Source organism: Stieleria sp. JC731, from assembly GCF_020966635.1.
Lineage (GTDB): Bacteria > Planctomycetota > Planctomycetia > Pirellulales > Pirellulaceae > Stieleria.
On sequence record NZ_JAJKFQ010000002.1, the window covers coordinates 555249 to 579456 of the forward strand.

15 protein-coding genes are annotated in these 24208 nt (G+C 53.6%); 4 read left to right on the forward strand and 11 right to left on the reverse strand.

Translation table 11 applies throughout. From position 1 onward, the window contains the following. Nucleotides 1-149 precede the first annotated feature (149 nt). Complete coding sequence (locus tag LOC67_RS07745; protein ID WP_230261959.1) at nucleotides 150-1217, forward strand: Gfo/Idh/MocA family protein; 1068 nt, start codon at nucleotides 150-152, stop codon at nucleotides 1215-1217. Nucleotides 1218-1226: 9 nt separating this feature from the next. On the opposite strand, the gene LOC67_RS07750 is transcribed toward LOC67_RS07745, so the two are convergent. The 5 genes from LOC67_RS07750 to LOC67_RS07770 form a co-directional block, all read right to left on the reverse strand. Then, a complete protein-coding gene (locus tag LOC67_RS07750) occupies nucleotides 1227-4043 on the reverse strand; it encodes a serine hydrolase (protein WP_230261960.1) in 2817 nt (938 codons plus the stop codon). 267 nt (nucleotides 4044-4310) lie between these two features. After that, nucleotides 4311-5177 (reverse strand): glycosyltransferase family 2 protein, encoded by an 867-nt coding sequence (locus tag LOC67_RS07755; RefSeq protein ID WP_230261961.1) that lies wholly within the window; start codon nucleotides 5175-5177, stop codon nucleotides 4311-4313. 4 nt (nucleotides 5178-5181) lie between these two features. Next, nucleotides 5182-6291 carry a glycosyl transferase family 28 protein gene (locus LOC67_RS07760; RefSeq protein WP_230261963.1) on the reverse strand — a complete coding sequence of 370 codons (1110 nt, stop codon included), beginning with the start codon at nucleotides 6289-6291 and terminating at the stop codon, nucleotides 5182-5184. Beyond that, nucleotides 6288-7394, reverse strand: coding sequence for a glycosyltransferase family 4 protein (locus LOC67_RS07765; RefSeq protein ID WP_230261964.1), 1107 nt, complete (start codon nucleotides 7392-7394; stop codon nucleotides 6288-6290). Before LOC67_RS07765 ends, LOC67_RS07760 begins: the two co-directional genes overlap by 4 nt. A 266-nt stretch (nucleotides 7395-7660) precedes the next feature. Further along, a complete protein-coding gene (locus LOC67_RS07770; protein WP_230261965.1) occupies nucleotides 7661-7882 on the reverse strand; it encodes a hypothetical protein in 222 nt (73 codons plus the stop codon). A 162-nt stretch (nucleotides 7883-8044) separates the two neighbouring features. Between LOC67_RS07770 and LOC67_RS07775 the strand changes: the two genes are divergently transcribed. Further along, entirely contained in the window at nucleotides 8045-9430 is a 1386-nt protein-coding gene (locus LOC67_RS07775; RefSeq protein WP_230261966.1) for an MATE family efflux transporter, read from the forward strand. A 91-nt stretch (nucleotides 9431-9521) separates the two neighbouring features. On the opposite strand, the gene LOC67_RS07780 is transcribed toward LOC67_RS07775, so the two are convergent. The 4 genes from LOC67_RS07780 to LOC67_RS07795 form a co-directional block, all read right to left on the reverse strand. Beyond that, nucleotides 9522-10970 (reverse strand): Y4yA family PLP-dependent enzyme, encoded by a 1449-nt coding sequence (locus LOC67_RS07780; RefSeq protein ID WP_230261968.1) that lies wholly within the window; start codon nucleotides 10968-10970, stop codon nucleotides 9522-9524. 10 nt (nucleotides 10971-10980) lie between these two features. Beyond that, the gene (locus tag LOC67_RS07785) at nucleotides 10981-12648 is read right to left on the reverse strand and encodes an FAD/NAD(P)-binding protein (protein ID WP_230261969.1); all 1668 of its coding nucleotides are present in this window, start codon (nucleotides 12646-12648) and stop codon (nucleotides 10981-10983) included. Further along, nucleotides 12645-13697 carry a 2,3-diaminopropionate biosynthesis protein SbnA gene (sbnA, locus tag LOC67_RS07790; protein WP_230261970.1) on the reverse strand — a complete coding sequence of 351 codons (1053 nt, stop codon included), beginning with the start codon at nucleotides 13695-13697 and terminating at the stop codon, nucleotides 12645-12647. Before sbnA ends, LOC67_RS07785 begins: the two co-directional genes overlap by 4 nt. A gap of 146 nt (nucleotides 13698-13843) precedes the next feature. After that, a complete protein-coding gene (locus tag LOC67_RS07795) occupies nucleotides 13844-14551 on the reverse strand; it encodes a hypothetical protein (RefSeq protein ID WP_230261971.1) in 708 nt (235 codons plus the stop codon). Between the two features lie 206 nt (nucleotides 14552-14757). Here LOC67_RS07795 and LOC67_RS07800 point away from each other — a divergent pair, with 206 nt between their 5' ends. Further along, complete coding sequence (locus LOC67_RS07800; protein ID WP_230261972.1) at nucleotides 14758-16080, forward strand: MFS transporter; 1323 nt, start codon at nucleotides 14758-14760, stop codon at nucleotides 16078-16080. A 381-nt stretch (nucleotides 16081-16461) separates the two neighbouring features. Further along, nucleotides 16462-18564 carry a carbamoyltransferase gene (locus LOC67_RS07805; RefSeq protein ID WP_230261973.1) on the forward strand — a complete coding sequence of 701 codons (2103 nt, stop codon included), beginning with the start codon at nucleotides 16462-16464 and terminating at the stop codon, nucleotides 18562-18564. A gap of 49 nt (nucleotides 18565-18613) precedes the next feature. Here the strand turns inward: LOC67_RS07805 and LOC67_RS07810 are convergent, their stop codons facing one another. Together LOC67_RS07810 and LOC67_RS07815 are read right to left on the reverse strand one after the other, a co-directional pair. Continuing rightward, on the reverse strand, nucleotides 18614-20446 hold the full coding sequence (locus LOC67_RS07810; protein ID WP_230261974.1) for a BatD family protein: 1833 nt from the start codon (nucleotides 20444-20446) through the stop codon (nucleotides 18614-18616). Nucleotides 20447-20478: 32 nt separating this feature from the next. After that, complete coding sequence (locus LOC67_RS07815) at nucleotides 20479-24081, reverse strand: VWA domain-containing protein (protein ID WP_230261975.1); 3603 nt, start codon at nucleotides 24079-24081, stop codon at nucleotides 20479-20481. Nucleotides 24082-24208: the final 127 nt, after the last annotated feature.

Genomic DNA, 24208 nt, shown 5'->3' on the forward strand with positions numbered 1-24208 from the left:
TGCTTTCGCTGCGCAAGCTTGATCCCCACACATCGAAACTTTCTGAAACTGCTAAACTGCTCGTCTCTGAACATCGATCGCAGACCAACCTGTCAGCCAGTTGACCCAATGCGATCAGATCCTCTGTTGGAACGACACGCAGGCATATCATGAAGATCGCTGGGATCAACTTTGACCATTTCCATATGGGCGACCTATTGCGAATGGTGCATGAACACCCCGAGGCTGAAATCGTGGGGATATGCGACCATTCGCCCGAGAGAATGCAGGACGCAATCAATGCCTTCGGACTCTCACCCAAACAAGTCTTCACCGATCCGAAGGACCTGTTTGCCGCCACAGACGTTGACTTGGCGATACTTTGCCCGGCCGCATCAAAGCATGGCGAATGGGTTGAAAAAATTGCACCGTATGGCTGCGACATTCTTGTGGAAAAGCCCTTTGCCGGTTCACTGGCCGAAGCAGATCAAATGATCGCCGCGTGTGAGTCTGCGTCAGTGCGGCTGGCCATCAACTGGCCGTTAACCTGGGTCGCCTCTCACCGAATGGCGAAACGCCTGATCGACGACGGCATGATCGGGGAATGTATCGAAGTCCATTACTATGGCGGCAACCGGGGGCCACTATGGCACGTCGCCGATAAGATCGAACGCACCACCGATGAGGTCCAGCGAGAAAAGCCAAACAGCTGGTTCTATAAACGCAGCCATGGCGGAGGATCAATGCTTGATTACCTCGGCTACGGCACAACGCTGGGCACCTGGTACATGGACTGCAAAACGCCGATCGAAGTGACCGCGATGGTTGATGAGCCAAGCGGTCTAGAAGTTGATGAGCATAGCATCGTCATCGCTCGATATGAGACTGGACTTTCGAAGTTCGAAACCCGATGGGGAACGTTTACCGATCCATGGACTCACCAGCCACAACCGAAATGTGGATTCGTGATTGTCGGAACTGAAGGAACGATCTCCAGCTACGACTATGATGACCAAATGCGAGTCCAGACGCGCGACTGCCCGGAGGGCAAATGGATTACTCCGGAAACGCTACCGACGAGGTTCAAGAATCCAATCAATTACATGGTGAACGTCATCCAAAACGACCATGCGATTGAAGGCCCGCTTTCAATCAACATCAGCCGCATTGGACAGCAAATTGTCGACACGGCAGCTATGGCAGCGGCCGAAAAGCGGACGATTGCGTTGCTTCAGTAGCAGCAAGCGCTACTGAGGCCACTCTGGAACTTGATTGGCCATTTCATGCAGCAACCGGTCAATCTCACTGCCCAAGTGACTCGCGTTCGGGCTTGTCCGAGCGTTGAACAACGCGACGAAGTTTTTGCCGTCGTGACGCCGAATCATGATCGTCGCCGTTCCGGCCAATGATCCGGTGTGCCAATGGTTAACGCCCTTGGGTATCACAACATTGGACCATCCCAGTGAATAGTAGCGGTCTTTCTCGCTGCCGTCTTCGTTGTGGCCAGCCAACCCCTCCGGGCGGGCGTACATCCGTTCGATGCTTTCGCGTGAGAGGATTTTGCAATGATCCGGATCGTCAAAAGCGGCTGCGAATTTTGCCAGATCCGTTGCCGATGCGATCCACGCACCATGAGAATCCATCGCCTCTAGATACCAACCGCCATACGGCCATGGCACCGTTTCATTCAGATCCTGGGCGAAGACCGATTTGGCATCGCCCGCATGATAGTAGCGGACTTCATTCTTTGATCGCTGATCCAAACGGGATTTTCCGATTCGCATTTCGGTGACACCGATCGGCTTTAAGACATGCTCAATGACATAGTCTTCATAGGTTTGACCGCTGATTTTCTCGATAACACGACCGAGCAAGCAGTAGCCAAAATTTGAATAGGCATAACGTTCGCCCGGATCAAAATCCAAGGTCTGTGAATACATTGCCTTGATGACAGTCCAAGACCCTGCAGGAGGCGGCACATCTAATTTCTCGGCGAAGTCAACCGAACGAAACATTGCGTCAAATGATTCACCTCGGTCCCAACCGCCGCGATGCTCCAGCAGATGCTCGATGGTGATTTCTCGATATCGCTCGTCAAATTTGTCACCCGCCGCCGCGATGTCGTTTTCTGCATCGAGGAACTGCAAAACGTGATCGTCAAGCTTCAGTTTCCCTTGCTCAACAAGCTGCAAAATGGCGACAGCGGTAATTGGCTTCGACAAACTTGCGATACGAAACAAGCTCTGCTGCGTCACCGGTTCCTGTGTAGCGATATCTGCATAGCCATACGCCCCCGCAAACGCGATATTGCCGTTGTTCGTCACAGCGATGGAAACACCAGGAACGTGATGCCGTTTCATAAAGTCTTTGACGGAGCGATCGTAGACTTCGAAGCGTTCGTCAGCTGGTGAACTCTGTTGCTCATACGGAGCCGAGGCGACTGAGTATCCTGGCCCACGTAGGACGCGTCCCGGTTTTGCCTTCGTCTGTTTGCCATGATGCAACACCAGTTCGCCGTTGACGATCACATGTTCCATCCCCTCGCTGACCGCATGTGGGTTTTCGAAATTCGCATGATCGGTCAATCGGTCGTAATCAAAAACGATCACATCGGCAGCAAGTCCGATCGCGATCCGTCCACGATCAAATGCCATCACATCGTTTGCCGCGACGGCACTCGCCTGCGCTACCGCCCTTTCTAAACTGATCGCTCCCAGATCACGAACATACCGCGAAAGCATCCTGGGAAACGCACCGTAGGCTCGTGGATGTGTCGCACTTCGGCTTCCGCCGGCGGGTCCTACATCAGTGCAAAACGAAACAAACTCCTGCTGCATTGCCAAGATCTTATTGGCATCGGACATCGTTTGCGGCAATGCGAAAGCCCCGGATCGCACCAACTTAAAAAATGTCTCCCAAGGATCCTCGCCGACAGCCTTCGCTATCGCAGCGACTGACTTTCCGTCATGCGATCGATAGTCGGGATGGTTGCTGCTGCCGATCACAATGCGGTCCCAGTCTTTTCCTGCGTGCCGGAACCAATTCTCCCATCCGTCGGTTGATTCCATCTCGTCACGGATCTGTTTTCGAAGCTCTGGGTCGTCCAGTTGCGAGATCAGCTGAGCCCGACCGTTTTCGAAATGTTTTGGATGGATCAAGGCCGCGATCCCGAGGCCATTGTTGATGTAGGGATAGATATCTGCAGTGACCTGAAAGCCTTCTTGTCGAGCGGCTTTGATCTTTGCGATCGCTAACTGCATTTTCCCCCAGTTGTGCTGACCGGCAGCTTTGAGGTGAAAAATATGAACCGGCGCGTTGCCGGTGCGTCCGATATCCAAAGCCTCTTCGATCGCCTCCAACAAGCGATCTCCTTCATTGCGCATGTGGGTGTAGTAACGTCCGCCGAATTTTCCTGCCTCACTGGCTAGCTCGGCAATCTCCTTTGTCGGGGCATAGACCGCTGGCGGATAGATTAGCGCTGTCGAAACCCCGATCGCCCCCGCTCGCATTGCTTCGGCAACCAACGCCTTCATTTGCTCTAGCTCTTCATCGGTGGGACGACGATCTGTGTCCCCAATCACCAAACGCCTGACTTGCGTATGCCCGATCGTCTGGACCAAATTAACTGGCAAGCCCTTTGACTCGACGAGCGTGAAATACTCGGCCATGGTGGTAAAGCCGGTATGACGTTCATCTGCCTTGCTTTGCGGAGCCGCCGAAGAGCCTTCGCCAGCGTTGATTGTTGTGATCCCCTGCGTCAAAAGATTGATCGCCGTGGTCGGATCTTCCAGCATCGGAGTCGCGGTTTGCCCCATCATGTCGATGAATCCCGGAGCCACGATCAAACCGGAAGCGTCGATGGTCTGCTTTGCCTTTTCAGTAGAAAGATCACCGATCCGCACGATGATCCCATCTTGAATCCCGATATCAGCACGATACCAAGGCGCCCCGCTCCCATCGACGACTTTGCCGCCTTGGATAATCACATCCAAGTCAGCGAATGCGATTTTTGGAACAAACACGACGATGCTCAAACAGAGTGCGAACAGATGGCTCGACTGCATCTTGATCATTGATGACTCTCCGGGTGTCCATTTTCGTCGACTCGCCAAAGGCAACTCAAATAGATCAACAGTTGTGAAAAAACCCCGACACATTTTTCACTACTGTACCCGATTTCCTCTGCCGCACTGGAATTCCTCTGCCGCACTGGGGCTACGAGCGCTGGGTCTACGAGCGCTGGTGTTCGATTTCAGTGACCTTGATCGAACCCGGTATCAAAAGCAGAAAACCGCTTCGGACGAAACGTCACGAGCGGTGCGGAGATGTTCTTAGAAGCCTGCGGGAGTGTAGCAGCGTGATTGTTGCACTTCCTCGGCGGTTGGGGCGCGAACCACGTCAAGCCGATTGACGATCGGATCGAACTGAACCAATCCGTTGTTGGCGAAAGCCCGCAGCCAGGATTTCATTGGCCAAACGCCCCACTTTTGATGAAATCGTTTTGCATTGGAAACGATGTCTGAAAGATGGTTCATCGGCGGTTTATACACCGCGTGGTACTGGTGATAAGCAACCGCATCGACAAAACCGAATGGAATTCCTAAGCGTCGTGCGGAAAAAGCGAAGTCTGTGTCCTCGCCGCCATACCCTTCGTATCGCTCATCAAAACCACCAATTCGATCGAAATGACTGCGGCTAATACAGAAGCACAACGACCAAAACATTTCGTACTTTTTCGAAGCCAGTTTTTCGCTACCCTTCAACCGTGGCTGAAGCGGATGATCGACCGCAGCTTCTTCAAGATCGCTTAGGTCCCAATCGCCATCGGCCGCTTGTTGGGGCAAGTACCGTGGTCTCCCCATCCAGAGCCGCTGTTTGTCGAGCATTGCCTCATAGAATAAGTCAACCATCTCCGCCGAAGGGATGCAGTCGACATCAAGAAACACCAACTGGTCGCCGCTGGAAACCTCAACAGCGCGGTTACGAGCTTCGGCTAGAGGCAACCTTTTGCCATCTCCGTCGACACGGGCAGTCTTGATCTTGACTGGAGGCCGGACTGAAGATGCGAGATCGACATCTTGGTCCATCCCGACAATGACCCATTCGTCAGGCATGCGAGTCGATTCACAGAGCCCTCGACACTGGTTCTCCAAGTGCGACTGCCGACCGCGGACGATCGTCAATAAGCTGATCGTCATTGATTCAGGCCTCCGTCGAATGACTCATCATTTTGTTCGGCGTTCCGGCCCGGCGCATCCGCTCAGACCACATCGCGACAGTTTCAAGGTGTTCGGCAGCTTGCTTCGCACCATCATTTCGGAAGATATTGTTCCAACGAGCTGTCTCTAAATCTTCAGCTTGCCGCAGCAACGTAGGCCACTGACTAACGTCCGGCCAATCCTCGAGCCCAACAGCCAACTCTTCCCGATTTAGGATACGCACCTTTCGTAGCTGCTCTAAAAATGGACGATCTTCTGCGATTGCAATAAACTTCGCGCGTTCTCGCCCCAATTCCATCACGCTGTTGTGCCCGGCTGCTGAAACGGTCAGCACTGCTCCGCGAACATACGCCATCGGCCGGTCGGTCCATCCGATATAGGATAGGTTCTTGGGAAGGGTGCTACCCAGGGGCGCCTCCCGTCCGATGACAATCCAGTCGTAATGTGATTGCGATTCCGCCGCCAAGGCAAGCTCCGCATCTCGATTGTCGACTCCCCCACGCCCAAACATTACCACAATCGTAGGCCGGTCAAAACTAACGCAATCATTTTCTTGCGTACACGCACAAAAACCGTCCAAGTAAACGGTCTTGTCGGCTACCCACTGAGGAGTCAAATCGTCCTCGAGCAGTTGGGGAAATGGTGCTAATAGTGAGTGTGCTGCCGCGTAAGCGTTCAGGTGAGCCGGATCCCGACGATCACCGTGCTGACGCATCACGACCTGTGGCACGGAACATAGTCGTGTCAACATCGAAATTTCAGCCGATACGTCAACAACCATCAAACTCGGTCGGTTCTTGTTTAGCCATTCGGTGTATTGAGCAACACGATTGGAGATTCCGTCAACCCAAAGCGGCGCGTAGTGTAGCGCCGGAACGTCCTCTGCATGATGTTGCCCCTGTATGGATACATTATCAATATCACAATCGATCTCGAAAACTTCATCCAAAGTTGGTCCGTTCCACTCCATATCCCCCAGTCTGCTCGTCACGACGGACGCACGGACGTTTAGATGGTTAAGAATTGCTTCCGTTCGTCGTTTGTGCCCCATACCATGGTAGTGAACGTAGAATCCAATTCGCCAATCCTTCATGCTGCCTTCGCCCCCGGCATTGCCGCATTGTGAAACGTCGGACGAGGAGACCCGATTTGGCGATATAGGTCTTCGTAGGCGTTAACCATCCGACTGAAGCCGAATTGCTCTTGAACGTATCGTCGGCAGACCTCGCCACGTAGGTCCCGGCACTCTGCGATACATTTGGCAAGCTGATTCACATCACCTGGTGCTGCCAATCGGCCGACTGACGACCGTACGATTTCCGGCAACGCCCCACGACGGAAACCAGCGACGGGAGTCCCACAGGCCAGAGACTCGGCAACAACTAATCCGAACGGTTCATCCCAGCAAGGAGTTGCCAGCGACACGGTTGACCTAGAGATAAGCTGGCAAAGCTCGTCGTGATCTCGATGACCGTGATATTGATCATCAGGATTCAAACGTGGCAGAATCTGATTGTCGAAATACGCTGAATCAGAAATGGGACCGACGATATCAATCGGCACCCCAGCCATGTGGGCTGCCTCAATCGCCAGATGCGTCCCTTTGTCGGCAAGGATACGACCAAACCAAATCGCACGATCAACTTTCGTCGATGCGCAGCGATTCCAGAAGCGATCTTTCACACCGTTGTGAATGACATGCTGGTGTTTGAGGTGAAGCGCCCAAGATGCCGCGTTTGCATGGGAAACGTTGACGAATACGCCACAAGATTTGGCATCTCGCCGAGCTAACTCCCGTTTCATTCTCACCAGCGGCGGAACGTGAAGCGTCGTAATCACAGGGCAACTCTGGATCGCCGCGAACCGCAACGGAATCGGACTGAGCGAATGATTGTGGATCACATCAAAGTCCGCTGCCGATAGACCGTCCATCAATGATTCGTAGGCTTCGTCTTCGACAGCTTCAATCCATTGATGTTCTTCGGACCCAAGACGACGAATTGATTCTGGGACAGTTGCGGCGTCGATGATCGGATGGAGAGGCAAACGCGTGTCGGAGTCTGCACTGGCAAACAGAGTGACGTGATGGCCACGATCCACAAGGGCTTCGACGTAGTCATACGTGAACGATTCCAATCCACCCGCGAACGGCTTCGCGACCGGATGTTTCAAATGTCCAATGATTGCGATTTTCATATAGCGGCCGTTGTCTCAGATTTGTGAAACGCCTCCTTGCGTCTGGAACATTCCTTTGCGGTGCCGGTTCGCAATCAACGTGCCAATCCAGGATGAAGAGAATGATCGATGGACGGCTTCGATCGGCTGCTACGAATCATTGATACGCGTGGAACTGAGGTGGTGGCTGATGTCGCGCAACCATCGAACGCATAGCGATGCTTCGCTTCGTTTGCCTATTTGCGGCTATTGAACAAGTTCAGCGAGAGAAAAAAACCAATCGAAACTTAGACACCAGTCGAGCGTGCTTGGTCGGCAGATTTGCTTGGGCGACTGGGATTAAAAATCATTCCATATCGCTCCACCGATGTCACAACCGTGCCATGTCTTCGACACTGTTGTTCCGCTTCGTTCAGCGAGGTCGAAATCAGAGCAAAAGTTCCTCGCAGTTGATCGAGCATTCGATTCAAGACGGGAAGCCTAAGCTGCGGTACAGAAGAAGTTCTCATTGTCGTAGTCGATTTAGTTGGGTTCGGCATTCACTTCGCATACAGACGGGGCCTGACGAGTTGGCGAGCACATCGTGCACCAACCTCGTGGATTGTTTGATCGCCAGTCAGCGAGACGCGACTGCGATTGAGTCGCTATCGCCCTGATAACCTCCGTTATTGATGCTTCAACGTGCCACAGATGCCGAACACGATCCGTTCGGCTATCGATCCCTATTCACGATTGCGATTCCGCTAGTCGCATCGGTTGCTTGTTTTTCGATCACGCTGTTTACCGACCGCGTCTTACTGATGTGGTACGGTCCAACTTCGTCCGCTGCTTCAATATCCGCGGGCAACGTTTACTGGACGGTTGCGTGTATCCCGGTAACGGCGATGGGATTCGTTACCCCGCTGGTCGCTGCAGCGATGGGACGTCGTGATAGCTCGAAGAACTCCGTTCCTGATGAAGTCTGGCGACTGATCTGGCAAACCACCTGGATCACGCTTGGTTGCATTCCCATTTTTGCAACACTTGGATGGTTCAGTCCGCAGTTGTTTTCGGCTTTCGACCATCCGCAGCATCTAGTCCGTGCCGAATCCACCTATTTCCGAACATTGCTTCTCGTCGCACCGGCTTCGATGCTGGAAGCAGGACTAACGGCTTTCTTCGTGGGACGGCGGATCACAAAGCCGATCTTGCGAACGAACGTCGCCACCGCGATTCTGAATGTCGTTTTGGATTACTGGTTGATCTTTGGTGCCTTTGGAATCCCGTCACTAGGAGTGCTTGGGGCAGCACTGGCCACCGCAATCGCGATGTGGTTCAAAGCAGCGGTCTTTTTTGCGCTGATCGTGCGTTCCAATGAGTCTCGAACGCAGACTTCGACCGTTCGGCGATTCGAGCTTCCGCTCGCCATTCGTATCCTTGGCCCGGGATCCGTACTGGGGATTCAACAGCTGATGCGGTCTTCAATGTTCAGCTATATCCTGCTGATGATCGGAACGGCATCCGTCAAAGGCCTGGCGGCGACTTCTGCTGCACTCAGCATCTACCAACTGCTATCGATCCCGGCAATCGGAATGGCGACGGCCGTGACCGTTCTGGTAGGACAAGCCCATGCATCGGACGCCGGAGCGACAACGCGAAAAACGATTCACCGCTCGATCGTCGCCGGAGGCCTGATCGCCGCAATCGTCTTTTTGTCGCTGTTGCTAATCCCAGGGATACTGGTCGAAATTCCGCTTCACGGTGTGAGTAGCGAAGAACGAAATTCGGTTCGCCCGATCGCGATCGTCCTGATGTACTTCGCTGCCGCATACGGTGTCTTTGACATGACCAGCCTATGCCTAGGGGCGATTCTGAAAGGCCTTGGAACGACCACGCCGATACTTGTATCGACTATCGCGACCGGTCCAATCGCAATTGCACTCGGTTGGCTCCATTGGCCGCCAATTGCGTCCGCTGTCAATCGTTGGTGGTGTGCCTTGGTGGTGTGGGCTGGACTACAAGCCTTTTTACTGTCGGCATTCCTATACCGCCGAATGGCTGATCAGCGAACGCACTAGATACAAAACAGTGTTGATAAATCTACCCAGCGACATGCTTCGTGAGCATGAGCTTCAAGCAGGTCATCCATCGCAACGAGATGAGCAGTGATTACTTCGTCTGGGCCGCTGACATCTCGAGATCTTCAATCGCGTCCAAACGAACTTCGTCACCAACAACCAAGTTTTTTGCCAGCGGGAATTGGTGCGATCGACTCTCCAGAAAGTGCATCAAGTAGCCTGCGGTGTTTGGAAAGGCGACAAGATCGCCACGTCGAATGCCATTGGGGAATACGAACTTTCGCAAACTAATTAGCTCCGACTCGGTGCAGTAGGCGCCAACGAAGTAGCCGGATTGCGAGACCTGACTTTCAGCTTTGGACTTCTTTACCACGATCGGATCGACCAAAAAGTCATCACTTGAGGTTCGACACTGCGTCCGGTTCATCGACAACCCGACAAGCGTTTCACCATCAGCGTTTTGCTTCGTAAACTCGACCTGTGCGACTGTCATCCCACACCCATCAAGCAAGCTACGTCCGGGTTCACAGCGCAGTTGCAAGTGTCGCTGGCGAAGGGCATCTGCAACGGTCCGCTCATCAATCGAAGCCTGCAAGATTTGCTGGAACCATTCCGACCGAACCGGTTTTTGGAAATACGGATAGGACTGGCGTGATCCATGAATACAATTATCTACCGCGATCAGCCCTAAACCATGATTCCGATAGGTGATCGGCTCGCGTTGCCCCAGAATTGCTTGCTGAAGCTGATCCCAAAACGAATCCCACTCATCCTGATGATCTAGATATGACATTGGGAACCCGCCACCGATGTCAATGAAGGTGGGATTGAACCTTAGCTCTTTGGCGCGATCCACCCACGCTAGCGTTTGCCCTATCGCACTTACCCGCTGCGAGGGATCGTAGCCGTCAAGATGAAAATGGAACCCGACAAGCTGCAGTGCTTCTCGATCGATTTGATCGAGCAACTCCATTGCCGACGCATCGAACCCAAACCTCGTGAAGAGCTTGTCCTCGTGATGGAAAAATCCCCCAAGACGAATCGCAATTTTTGCGACGTTTCCGAGTTGCTTTGCGACATCGGAAACCAGCCGCAATTCGTCTTGATTGTCGACGGCGATGGTCACGCCACTGTGGACGCAAAGTCGAATCATCGATCGCGATTTGATAGCCGCAGTGCAGATCAACTTTTCCGCGTCCATACCGCAGCGAAGTGTTTGCGACACCTCATTTTCGCTCGCCGTATCAATCCCAATACAGTCATGGTTTGCTTGATCGACGAAGGCCAAGCATTTGTTCGCCTTCCGGGCAAAGAAAACTTGAAAATCGATGCCAAACTGCTCAGCGACTTGCTGAAGCTCCAACACATTGCGAGACATCGGATCGGTTGAAATGAGATTCAACGGTGAACCGTATTCCTGAACCCAATCGAATAGACGGTCTCGCGATAGGCATTGCGTCATCCATGATTGCATGATGGGACGCAAAGATACGATGCCATGGCAGTTTTCTTGAAGCTGCGATACTGTTTTCAAGGTCACGACTGAGATCTTAAAAAGAAACCGGTTTGGATTGCCGAGCGACCATCGTATCGGCCCAACGTTCGATATGCTGATGAAGGGTTCGGCTCAGCGTATCATTTCCGATGACGACCCCTTCGGTACACCGACCAAAGATCGCAAGGTTATTGCCGCCTCGCGGCGCGATCACACGACCTTTACGGTCGACCATGATTGCACCTGTGACTTTGTCATGCTGCAGGTAGCCTTGCTGAATCATCTTTTCAACCAAACCATCGTCCTCCGGTTCATCGGGCTTGGCAAGTACCGCAGTCACTTGATTGGGTTTAGCTTCAACGTCGCGATCACATCGAGATCGGATCAGGCCTGCCCGTGCCAGGGACACCAACTTTTCGACGGTTTCGGCAGGTGGACCGAAAGCGATTCGCTCCATTTCGGCAGCCGTTCTTCGATAGCCGGCCCAGGATTGGTCACAGAGTCCACCGTGGCTGATCAGTTCAACGATCTCTGGATACAGCGTCTTCCACGCAGATCCCAAGGCGTACGGGATATCGCGAGGACGCTGTGCTGTCGCGACCAAAAATGATTCGATCATGGTTCGAATCGCGACACTGTGGTTCATCGAATATCGATTCCACGATCGCATCCAACTGAAGACTGACTCTCGATCGGATTCGATACCGTGGCGTCTCAGAAGACTCGCAGCGGCTTCGCAGACCACTGGCCAAATCTGCCGTTGAAAATGTATCTCGCCGAACGATGAACGCAACGATTGCAGTTGTTCACGGTACGGTTGCCAAAAAGAGTCCTCGATCGGTTCAACCTTCGACGTCGGCTTTGCCAACATCGGTCGACCGGATCGAGAGATCAAGTTGATCAAAGCGGGTTCGTTGCCGCTTGGAATGTAGCTCAATCGATCGCCAGCTTCGTCGCGTATGAATTCACCACCGCGACCTTCGGTAAGCGTCAAGACAGCATCGATTGCGGTTAAGCCAAACCCGGTAACGTTGACTTCGGCTTGATCAGACATTTGACATCGCGTGAGTTCATCAAACGGAAGGGCTGCAATCATGCGACTGTCGTCCTGCCCTGGATCGGAATGCAGAACCTGGCAAACACGATTCGAGCACCGAAGCCCTTCGTGTCCGGTCGTAATCACGACTTCATCAAACGACCAGTCTTTGCCTTCTGTTATTGCAATCCATGCCCCTTGTTGATGTCGAAGATCGACAACTTTCTGACGAACACGCTGGATGTGGCAGTACTTTGAAAGTTCTAATACGGTGTCTTCAAAACACTCGTGTAGATATTCGCCGACGATGGCCCGTGGGACATAAGCGTCATCGCGAGCATGCAGTGGATATCGTTTTGACAGCCAACTGAGCAGGGTTTGATGCGCGGGCCTGGACCGCCGAGTCTGCTTTGACGACGTCCAGAAATTGATCAAACTGGCTGCCAGATTCATTCGCAGATAATGGGGCTGTCGTGGGTCATAAACCAACCCCGCGCCTGGAAAATCAGATGGCTCGAAAATCGTGATATCGAAGTCACCTGCTTTGTCAGCGGCTTTCAGCTTGCGCAATAGGCTTTCAAGGCAATAGCTTCCACGTGGCCCACATCCAATGATCGCCAAACGAATCGCAGGGCTATATTCAAAAGAATCCGCGGTATCGACTGATGAAATTGAGATCGTGCTCATACTTGAATCTCCTCACGAAAGCCTTGTGACGCTGTTTGATCTTGATCGATGAGGTGCTGCAACCGTTCGGTCGAACACTGCAGATGTTCTTTGACCCAATCGTCGTTGAACACGGTATCCAGATAGCGGCTACCGCTGTCATGAAGCACAGCCACGCAGCGTTGGTGACGAAGGCGACTGGACACTTGACGTACCGCTTCTAGGACACCACCGGCTGAACCGCCAACGAGCACGGCTTCACGAGCGGCGGCTCGTCTGCACCCGACAACACATTGAAGATCGTTAACGCGGATAACGCGGTCGACGTTTGTGGATCGCGCCAGAGGCGGAACTCGCCCGGCCCCGAGGCCAGGAATCTGTCGCGTTCCGGAAACGCCTCCAAATAGCACGCTTCCGCAAGCGTCAACGGCATAAACCTTGACGCGTCTGCCACGCATCCGCAGGTATTCCTGACAACCCTGAATCGTTCCCGTGCTGCTGGTGGCGACAAACAGAGCGTCATAATTGCCGTCGAGTGCGCGATCGATTTCGGCGATCGTGCCGTGGAAGTGTGCTTCGGGGTTCGCCGAATTGGCGTACTGGTTTGGCCAGAAGCAGTTGGGAATTTGCTCCAGTAGCTGGCAGACCCTCGCAAGGCGCGCTTTCAAGAAGTCGCCCGCGATGGGTTTATCGACCATTTCAATCGTTCCACCCAACGCCTGAATCATCCGCAAGTTTTGTTGCTGTGCCCGAGGATCGACAACACAGATAAACGGCATCGAGTGGTAGCGGCACGCCTGGGCGAGTCCAATTCCCATGTTGCCGGAAGATGATTCGATGATCGTGGTTTCGGGGTTGATCTGACGTTTCGCAAGCGCCACATCGATCATATTTTTTGCAGGGCGATCCTTGGCACTCCCCCCGGGGTTCCCGGATTCAAGCTTGACCAAAAGGTCGACGTCTTTGTTTTCCAGATAGCGATCAAAGCGAACCAGTGGCGTATTGCCGATCGCGTCCAGAACACCGTCACAGACGGCGTCCGCTTTAGATGTGGGATTAAGATCGAACATGAACGGGGTGAATCCAGATATGAGGTTCCACGCCGTTTAGCATCAGCCATGCCAATTGATACCGCGAAACACAAATCCGGTTATTTCACCACTTACACGATCCCGAAACAGGTCGCGCGTTTGCAAAAACGAACCATGGTGGAGGCTTACCGCTCAACGAAACGCCGAGAATAAGCCAGCAGATCGATACCGATCTCAGTCAAGATCATCCGGCTTTTAGCGAGCCACGCCGCGGCAAATGCCCAGACCGCAACCCACTCCATCCAGAACAAATAGTTGTACTCGTTCAACCAACGTTTCCATGACGCTGGCAGCAACATCAGATAGCTTCCCATCGCGATCAGGCTTAGCAGTATGACAACCCCGCTGGTGTAATAAATAAAGTTACGTTCGGCGATGTGGCTAGCCATTCCGGGCCGTGAATGTTCACGGGTCGGAAAGTGATAAAGCGAGTAGACCGCAAGCGTTGTGAAAAAGATCCCGCCGCTGAATGAATGCACATAACCGACGAGGGATCGCTGAAAGAGAGGGTCACTGCCGTAGTCCAGCGGAAACAACGCAATCCCGAGCGCCGAAGCGCAACCGACGTTCGCTGTCCAATCTTCGATTCGACCGTAACCCCGGTAGCAGTACAAGAACACCGCCATGGCACAGAGAGTCCCGACGAACACATCTCGCAGCGGCGTGTGATAGTAGCTGCTCATGTTGTCCTGGATTTCAATCCCAAGAAACAGCCATCCGATCGGCCCCAGCACAATGGGTAAGAACAACCCACTGAGGCCTATCGCTCGGCGAATTCCCAGGTACGAAAGCACCAATGGATTGTGGTCATCGATCGGTGAAGCACGCATCATTCGTTCTCTTTCGGATTTTCCCAAGGCCGTCTAGTTTCCCAAAAAAGCTCGCTTGAGGATGCAAAACGGATGCCGTGCTGAGCATTCACGAACCAAGCTGGTCTAAGAATGTCATGTGGGGGACAATTGGCAGCTCCCACACCAACACCGCGAAATAGGACGTTTGGGTTCCGGTGAAGTAACAACATCGTTTCCAACGCCAAATCATGAACTACATCTCCGACCAAATCGCGAAACGCAGCCGCTTTTTCTATGGCTACTGGATGCTGCCGATCGCAATGTTGATGCAGATCGGTTCCAGCCCGGGACAAACATTCGCCGTCAGTGCGTTCACGCCCGCTTTGCTTGACTCGTTGAATTTAACGCAAAGTCGGCTCGGTTTGGCATACATGCTCGGAACTCTTTGTGCGGCCATTCCACTTTCGATCGTGGGTCCGGCTTCGGATCGAATCGGACTTAAGAAAATCGCCTGTTTGGTAGTACTTGGACTTGCAGGTGCTTGCCTTTTCGCGTCGAGCGTGGCAAGTTTCGCCGGACTGTTTGTCGCTTTTTTTCTGTTGCGATTCCTTGGCCAGGGATCGATGTCGCTGCTGTCCAACAACACAACGGCGATGTGGTTTCGAAACCGCATCGGTCGCATCTCGGCGATCCTTAGTATCGGATCAGCGATCGCCTTTGCCTGGGTTCCAGACCTTCTTTCAACTTCGATCGAAACCATCGGTTGGCGAACGACCTATCGCTGGATTGCTTTATTGCTGGTCATCGTCTTACTGCCAATGCTGCTTTTGTTTTATCGGAACCGACCCGAAGATTTGGGTCAATCAGTCGATGGCGTCAAGTTGGATCCTGACGCTTCAACAACCAAATCGGAAGCGACCGAAATCCCCGGGCTTACATTGGCGCAAGCGGCACGAACGGCGTCTTATTATGTGATCGGTTTTTCGAACATCATCTGGGCCATGGCTGGAACGGGAATCCTGTTTTACCTATTCACGCTTTGTGAAAAACGAGGCTTGGAAAGCCAAGACGCTAAAACGCTGTTCAAGATTCTTGGGATGTCAATGCTGGCGACACAACTGTGTGGCGGTGTCCTCGCTGACTTCCTGAAACTGAACCGGCTTTTCGGAATCGGCACGTCGTTGATCGCGATCTCCTTAACGTGGCTTGCCTATGACGATTCGCTCTTCGGCGCACGAATGTTTGCGATGCTTTTCGGTGCCGGGCAAGGGATGCTGATCTCGGTGACCGGTGTCATCATGCTTCGCTTCTATGGCCGTCGTCACCTCGGCAGCATCCGGGGCGCTGTCTGGTGCGGTACGGTTGCCGGCAGCGGTTGTGGTCCACTGATCATGGGCGCGTTTATGGACAGCGTCGGCTCGTATACACCTGCGATCGGGTGCTTCGCGATGGCGATGTTTCCACTTTCGATCGCATCCTGGTTTATCCGCGCACCACAAGAGTCCGCGCCGACCATTCCGACGCCTAACACTGGCGTTTCACCGGCGATGCCCGCATTGGCGGGTGAGTAAGAAGAGGCTCTCGCCAGGACTAAACATGGCGCCCCGAGGCTGCGAGTGAGGGAAGACCCTCACCGGTTTATCGCCGGTCGCACCCCCGTCAGTCCAAGGAAAAACTGACAGCCGAGAGGGTGCAACATGCTCAATTGCCGTGAAAACCGAGCTTTCGTGTTCGTAATGCTTCTGACACCGGACTCCGTCGGGCGATCATCATCCGGCTTCGATCAACATTGTTGCCCGTAAATCGGGGTTAGTAATATTCGCCCCATCGTCGTCCTGCCGATCGCCCATGGCGTTTAAAAGCAGACGTGCGTACCGCAACCCCGTGCCGTCTTAGTAATCGATGCACCGGGAAAAACGAACACGGCATTTTTGATCCAATGGGGCAGTCGAATGATCGCTGGACAAACCATTCCCAGCCTACGCACCTCTCTGCGTGATACGTATCCCGATCTACTTAGCACTGGCGACGATAGACCAGAAGCGGTCTTGGGTCTGGGCGCTTTCGGTCACGATGCGGCGGTCGCGTTGGTCGACGCCAATGATGGACGTGTCCTTCATGCGGTCGCAGAAGAACGACTAAGCAATCGCAAGCATGATTGGCATTTTCCGATCGGAAGCATCAACGAATGTTGCGACGTTGCCCGCGCAAGTGGCTATCGACTTCGTTCAGTGGCGGTTAACTTCCGAGCCGAAGAATTCGTCCAAAAGTCGCTCTATCACTTCATCGAAGAATGTGTCGCGTCGGCTTCGAGCGCGACCAAAATCAAGAACTTTCTATACAGCGGTTTGCCACGTCTTGAATACGTTGCGATCGAAGAACCCAATGATGCGGCGCGACTGTTGCGAGTATTCCTGGAATCGCTTCCCATCGACGATGCGACGGCTCTAACGCTTGTAAAACGAATCACTTGGTATTGGAACTGGGCTGTCAAGTATCGAAAAATCGCGTCAACGATCGACCAATACATGGATGGTCTCAAGGTCGAATACTTCAACCATCATGAAACGCATGCCGCTTCGGCATACTTCAATTCGGGCTTCGATTCCGCCACCGTCATGGTGATCGACGGGCAAGGCGAATCCGACACCGTCACGGTCTACGCCGCCGAAGAAGGACAACTAAAACGTGTCAGCGAAACACGTTGGCCACACAGCGTGGGGATCTTCTATCTCTTCGCGACTCAGCACCTGGGTTTCACCATGGGTGATGAATACAAAGTCATGGGCATGTCAGCGTACGGGAAGCCCGCCTACCTGGATGCACTGCGTAGCATGGTGACGGTCAACGATGATGCGACACTGCAATTCAACAATACGGATTACCTGAAGCGAACAGACCTTGGTCCCCATGGCCATGTGGTGTTTCAGTTCACCGACAAGCTCCATCAATTGCTACCCGCGCGCCAAAAGGGTGATCCCTTTGAGCAGCAGCACTTCAACTTTGCTGCCTCAATTCAGGCCCTGACCGAGTCGATCGGGGTCGAATTGGCAACTCAGGCGATCAAGAAGACTGGACATCGAAAGATCGCTTTGGCCGGCGGCGTCGCGCTCAATGGCCTGATGAATGAAGCCATTCGCAAGCAGACCGATTGCGAGGATATCTTTATCTACCCCGCCGCAGCGGACGACGGATGTGCGGTCGGCGCGGCTCAATTGGCCATCGCCAAAACGAAATCTCTTCCGTCAGTCAAAATTCGCTCGTGCTATTTTGGCCACGACGTTCAAAACGCTGAAATCGAAACTGCCCTAGTCGAACGCAAGGTCGTCGCAACACGTCCAGAATCGATACATGATTCGATCGCAAACGCTTTGATTGATGGCGCCATTGTGGCTCGCTGTGTCGGCGCGGCCGAGTTCGGACCTCGTGCACTCGGTCACCGTTCGCTTCTCGCGCACCCGGGATATGCGAACATGAAAGAAATCCTGAATGCTCGCGTCAAACATCGCGAAGAATTCCGTCCGTTCGCGCCTGCCTGCTTGATCGACCGCGTCGCGGACTACTTTGAGCTTGAAGACGAATCGCCATTCATGCTGCTTATCGGAAAGGCTCTGCCGCACACCCGCCAGCTTGCCCCGTCAATTGTGCATGAAGACCTGAGCGCCCGAGTTCAGTCTGTCAGCAAGGACGAAAACGAAGATCTGTTTCAGGTGATCACTGCCTTCGAAAAGCTATCCGATTTGCCGATCGTGATTAACACCAGCTTCAATGTAAACGGCGAGGCCATTGTTGACACCGCCGAAGACGCATTGGAGTCGTTCGCGTACATGGACGTCGACTACCTAGCCTTGGGAGATTACTGGATTGCCAAGAAAGACAATCCGCACCTTCTTCCACAACTCGATAGCCAGACCTATCTCCAACGACGAATCGACCGATTCTTAGCACGTCCACTTGGACCTCTCGCTGACATCGATGTGTCTCAGTTTGGCCCCGAGTTTACGGCTGCTGACGAAACGATCGATCGATTCCTTCGTCGCCGCCGAGCTGCCTAGTTTGGTTGACGGTCTTGGGCAGGAACGAGCCTTCAACACCGTTCGCGTTTTAGCCGGGCAGTTGATGTAATGCGTCCTCGATCAACACCGAGTCGATGGTGTCATCGGAGGAAGTCTGCGGACGAAACTGTATCGCTTCACAGCGTGCGATGATCGCATCCGTCGCGTCGCGATCGATGCCCCGAAGCTCTCGCTGTGCCGTCCGTAGCGCGGTCGCGATCTGATTGGCCGCTTGTTTACTTGGCATATTTTTTGACGACCGAACCTGCTGCATCAAGCTGGCGACTGTCGAACTGGCTTGCCGAAGCTCAGGATCCGCTTTCCTTCTGCGACTGTCAAACGCTGTCCACAACAGGCACAAGATCGCAGCACTGTAGGCTGTCATCTGAAAGACGCGGTTGGTGAAAAAACCGTCAGACGATGCCAGCAGAGCCGCCGTATCGGTGGTGATACTTAAGTCCGCGCCGGTTAATAGATAAGACGCGGCTGTTTCCGATGTCGATACGGCCTCCGCGGGTTGGCGCGTCTTCCGCTGTGCCGCCGATGAACCTGGGTTGGCGCTGACGACAGCGTCTGCTGTTACCATCTCGGCTGGATTGACGCGCATCGCGATCGGGCTGGAACGCGCTGTTTGATACGTTTCACGTTCGGGATCGAACCAGGAATAGGCCAGCCCTGGGATCTCGACGACTGACTCGTCTTCGACGCGGACCGAAACTTCGAATGACTTCGTCGCTGAATCCGGTTGATACACCCCGGCAACCTCTCCGTCGGACACCCGGAATTGAGAAGGCTTTAATCCGTTGTCGGCGGCCAAGGGTGGAAGGCTTGCATTTTCAAGATTGCCATCGCCACGAACGTCAATTTTTAACCGAATCGGGTCACCTTCATTGACCACCGTACGATCGGCTGACACGTCGATCGAAAACCCTGAACCGACGGCTCCGGCGAAGCTATCGGGACGGTTTTCAGTGGGAAAAGGCTTCACGCTGAACTGCAGAGGTTCGCCTTCGGCTCGAAGCAGACGAACGTCGACGGGATTCGCACCGAACGCACCCTGAAGTGAAAAACGGCCACCCAAGTCGATTCGTTGCCTTCTGGTAACCAATTTTGCGGTCGCCGTGATTGGATCTAATTCATAGTCTCCGACGCGATCGGGAATCATCACACGCTCGGCGGTTAACACAGTGAATTCTTTTCCATCGATCGTCTCCTCAGTCGCGATTGCCTCGATCCCAATGACGCCTTGCGAAGTCACGATCAGAAGCTGATTGGAATCACGTGAAGGAGACGGATCCTGCACAAACCGAAATTGATCGAAGACCGGTGACTCGATTTGAAACGATCGCAGATCACGCAGTTGGTCCGTCATGGCCCAACGAATTTTCACTTTGACTCGTTGGTCAGGGTAGGCCACCTTGGGCATCACCAGCTCGACTCGCATCTGATCGGTTTCGGGGACCGCGTCAAATGTCATTTCGAATGCCGGAACGTTCTTTTCGATTCCGTCTTGGCGAATCACAAATGGTCCGACTTGATAGGTTCCTGGCTTCCTGGCACTCACATTCAATCGAATCTGGTGCGAAGTCATCTGCACCCGCCGGAGCCCCTGTGAAGTCTGCTCGATTTGCTGCATGACTTGAGCACCGACTTCTGAAACAGACGCGGTTAGATTTGCGTCCTCCTGACTGATTTCGCAAGTTGGGTTTGGACGGAGTTCCAAACCGCGAACCGTTAACTGCACCGTTGCACTGACACCGGCATAGTGGGGCGGACGCTGCTTGGTAATCTCAACCGAAATGTCTTCATTATCCTGCGCATGAACAGGCAAACCCGTTCCGAGGAACACAAGCATCAACATGCTGAATATGCGGCGATTCACGATCGAAATCGAGACTAATTTACGATGGCACATTACCAATCCTTCGCGACAGGAGCTTGCCGGGCACTTTGCATTCGCTCGCGATCCTTACGCCGCTGAGCTTCACGGTCACGCACAGCCTGCAGCACGCGTGACGGGTCCATCTGCTGTTGCTGTTGCTGATCGTTTTGGTCCTGCTGCTGATCTTGCGATTCGTTTTGCTGCGACTGGTCCTGCTGTTGGTTGTCTTGATTCTCTGGTGGCTGCAACAACTGCAAAGCTTCGACCAGCTTTTGCAGAGATTTGCCCTGGGGCTCGATTGCAGCATCGTGTTCTTGCGAATCGGCTCGCAGCTTACTTATAGCTTGTTCCATGAACTGACTTCCCTCGGCGATTAATTCGGAAGCCTGAAAACTCTTTTCGGCGGCGTCTTGCATCGCTTGTTTTTGTTCATCGGGAATTTGATCCGGTGATGATTGCTCGGATTGCTGTTGAAAAGCGGACGCAAGCTGTTTTGAAATCTCACGCAACTCGTCTTGTTTGCCGGACAGCTTTTCCAATTCAGCCACGGCATTGTCCAGTTCGGATTCCATCCCGACCGTTTGCTGCGTCTGGTCGTTCAAATCAGCCTGACGCCTCGCGGTATCACGAAGATGTTCGATCAACGAAAAGAACAATCGACGGAGCTGTTCGAGGGACTCTTTAGCCGATGTCGCTTCGCCCTGTGCGACTTCAATGATTGTGAAGATCCCTTCCTTCGTCGCAGTGTCCTGCGATTCGTTCGGGGATTCTTTCGGAGATTGATTAGAGACTTGCTGCATCTGCGAGATTGCTTTTTCGATCAAGGCTGTGGCCAGTTCATACTTTTGCAGCTCCTGATCATTTTGATCTGCACGCGATGCTCCATTGGAATCTGCAGTTCTATCCGATCCTGCGAGAGAGTCCTCGGATTTAGAAGAAGCGTCTTCCTGCTTCAGTTTGCTTAGTTCTTCGGCGATCATGTTGGCGATACGTTCGGCCCGAGCCTGATTCTTAACTTGCTGTTGAAATGTAGCGTTCAGCAATGGTTCGATGGCGTCGACTGAAATCTCAGGCTGCTGATCAGTTGTTTCGGTATCGGCATCGTCTTCTGGAGCAGCGTCTTCAGAAGCAGCATCTTCAGGGGCATCGTCTTCAGGGTCAGCATCGTCTTCAGGGTCAGCATCATTTTCAGGAGCGGCGGCAAGCAACTGCCCCAATTGACCCAACGAGTCAGCGATGCCCGTTTGGTCTTGAAAGGCAAGTTCGATTAAGGCCCGTAAATCTGCGAATCGCTCGCGAGCTTCCGTCAATGCGTTGATCGCCTGTACCTGATGCTCTGTCGACGTTGAGTAGTTGGGTGTCTGAAGCTCCACATCCGATTGCCGCATCTGCTGCACCGCTTCGTGAAGTGATGGTAGTGCGTCACGAATTTGCTGCATCTGTTTTTGCTGCTGAGGGTCGGCAGCTTGGTCGGCATCTTCTTCAGAAGCACCAGAAGCGGACTTCTCTGAAGCATCCACACCGGCTTGCAGGCGAGTTGTCAGCTCATTTGTCCGTTCAAGCAATTCGGCCTGCGTATCGGAAACATACTCCTGGTCCAACCAAGCTGGGATGTCGCTTGCCTGGTTGACCAGGCTGCCCGCAGCAGTCGCTCCGTTGTTGACGACAGGCTGATCCCCCGCGATTGCCCCTTCGGGCGCACCACTGGCAATCAAGACGGTCTCTCGCAAGAAAGGCACACTGTCAGCCAGGATTCCGTCGAGAACTTTCAGTGGATCATAAAGCTGTTCGCGTGCCCGTTTCAGTTCCGTCAGTGCAGCATTCGCCCTTCGAAAAGCACGCATCGCTTGCCGGCGTCTGAGTTGGCTTCGCGAGGCGCCCAGTCGCTGCCCCGCAGAACTCAATCGTTCCACCGCACCTTCGAGTTGCAATCGCCGAACCGCGTCTTCCGGGCTTTGTTCGGATTCGTCTTTTGAACGTAACGAATCGATTTCATCGGCGGCCAACTCGATCAGCCCTTCCAAATCCGATAATGCGACTCGACAGTCCACCGCCAGCCGATTGAAGTCCGCACGGAACTGATCGACCACGTTAGGATCGCTTGAAGTGTCGATTTGCTGGACCAAAGCACGCATACTCGACAAGCGACCTCGCTGAGCCTCAATCATTGCGGTCAGCTGCTGCAACAGATCACCTTGATCCTTCTTGGCAACTTGGTCGCGCAGTTGGATCAGACGTTTGAGCACCAAATCCAAGTTGTGCCTGGCGTCTTCGGAACTGCTTCGCAACCGAATCGAGTCGCGGAACCAGCCCACCGCCTGCTCAAGATGCTCGATCGCTTTTTCAGGTTGCGATTCAACAACGGCGTCTGCCTTCTGAACGGCTACCCAACCTAAGTTATAGGTCGAACGGAAACGCAGCTCACCATCAGAACTCGCTTGCTCACGAGCCTTGCTAAACGCAGATTCGGCCGCGACCAGACTTTCTTCCGATGCGTTTTGCAGATGCTGCAACCCTTCGTTGTACAACTGCCGCACTGGCCGAGCGTCTGATGGTTCTGGATTGGCAAGATTGCTTGTGGCGACATCTGCGGGTACACCAGACTTGTCAGCCGCCGAGTCGTTCGCTTGAGTTGATCCATGCCAGAAAACCAATATCACCAAGAGAGCCAATGCGGTAGCTTTCGATCGGACATGGCGACGCTGCGCTGATTCCGAAGCGGATGCCCCCGAAGCGAGTGAATCGTTTTGTGATACGACCGGTCGTGACGCAATGAAGATCGCAAGCAACATCAACGCAAGCCCTGCTGCGATGGCCCACTGAAATGCGTCGTTGCGAATCGCCCGTCGATCCGATTGAAGTTCATCGCGAACCAAGGGCTGCAAGTGAGTTTCATAGATTGATTGCAAGTCCAGCCGCCCTGTTCCCGCAGGGATGTAAACACCGTTGGTCGCGAGCGCCAACTCACGTAGTGTCGCCCCATCAAGACGACTGACAACTGGCTTGCCGTCTTGATCAAGCAACCTTGACGTCGCACCGGTTTGTGGGTCCGTCAGTTGAATCTCGCTACCGGCTTCATCCCCAAGTCCCACCGCGATGATGCGTATCCCACGTTTGCGTGCCTCTTCGGCAGCATCCATCGGCCTGGAATCGTGATCTTCACCGTCAGTGATCAACACGATGACTCGCGAGACGTCGCCGCTTTCGGCGTAGCCATCGATCGCCTTTCGAAGCGGTTCTTCGAGTCTGGTTCCGCCGCGTCCGACACTATTGGGTCCGACGCTGTCGAGCACCAATCGGAAAAACCCATAGTCGGTCGTCATCGGACAAGCCACGCTCGCCCGTCCGGCGAACGCGATCAGGCCGACTTGGTCACCTTCAAGAAGCGATACCAAATCGACAATGTCCGCTTTGGCCCGATCAAGGCGATTAGGTGCGACGTCGTCAGCGAGCATCGACTTGCTAACGTCTAAACAAAACATCAACTGTGCACCGACCTTTGGTGTGCTGACGTAGGCCAAGCCATACTGTGGCCGCATTAGCGCGACAACAAAACTGATCGCGGCAGCAGAGAACAACCCAAGAACGACAAGACGCCTCGTCGCCGAGGGTTGCCGTACGAGGCGGCTTTGCATCAATACCGAAACCAGCTTCGATAGTGCCTTAGACCGGCGGCGCAACAGCCAAAAAAGCACAGCCACAACCACCAGCACGCCCCACAGGGCGACTGACCAATTCGGCGATTCGAATCGAAAGTTGTTC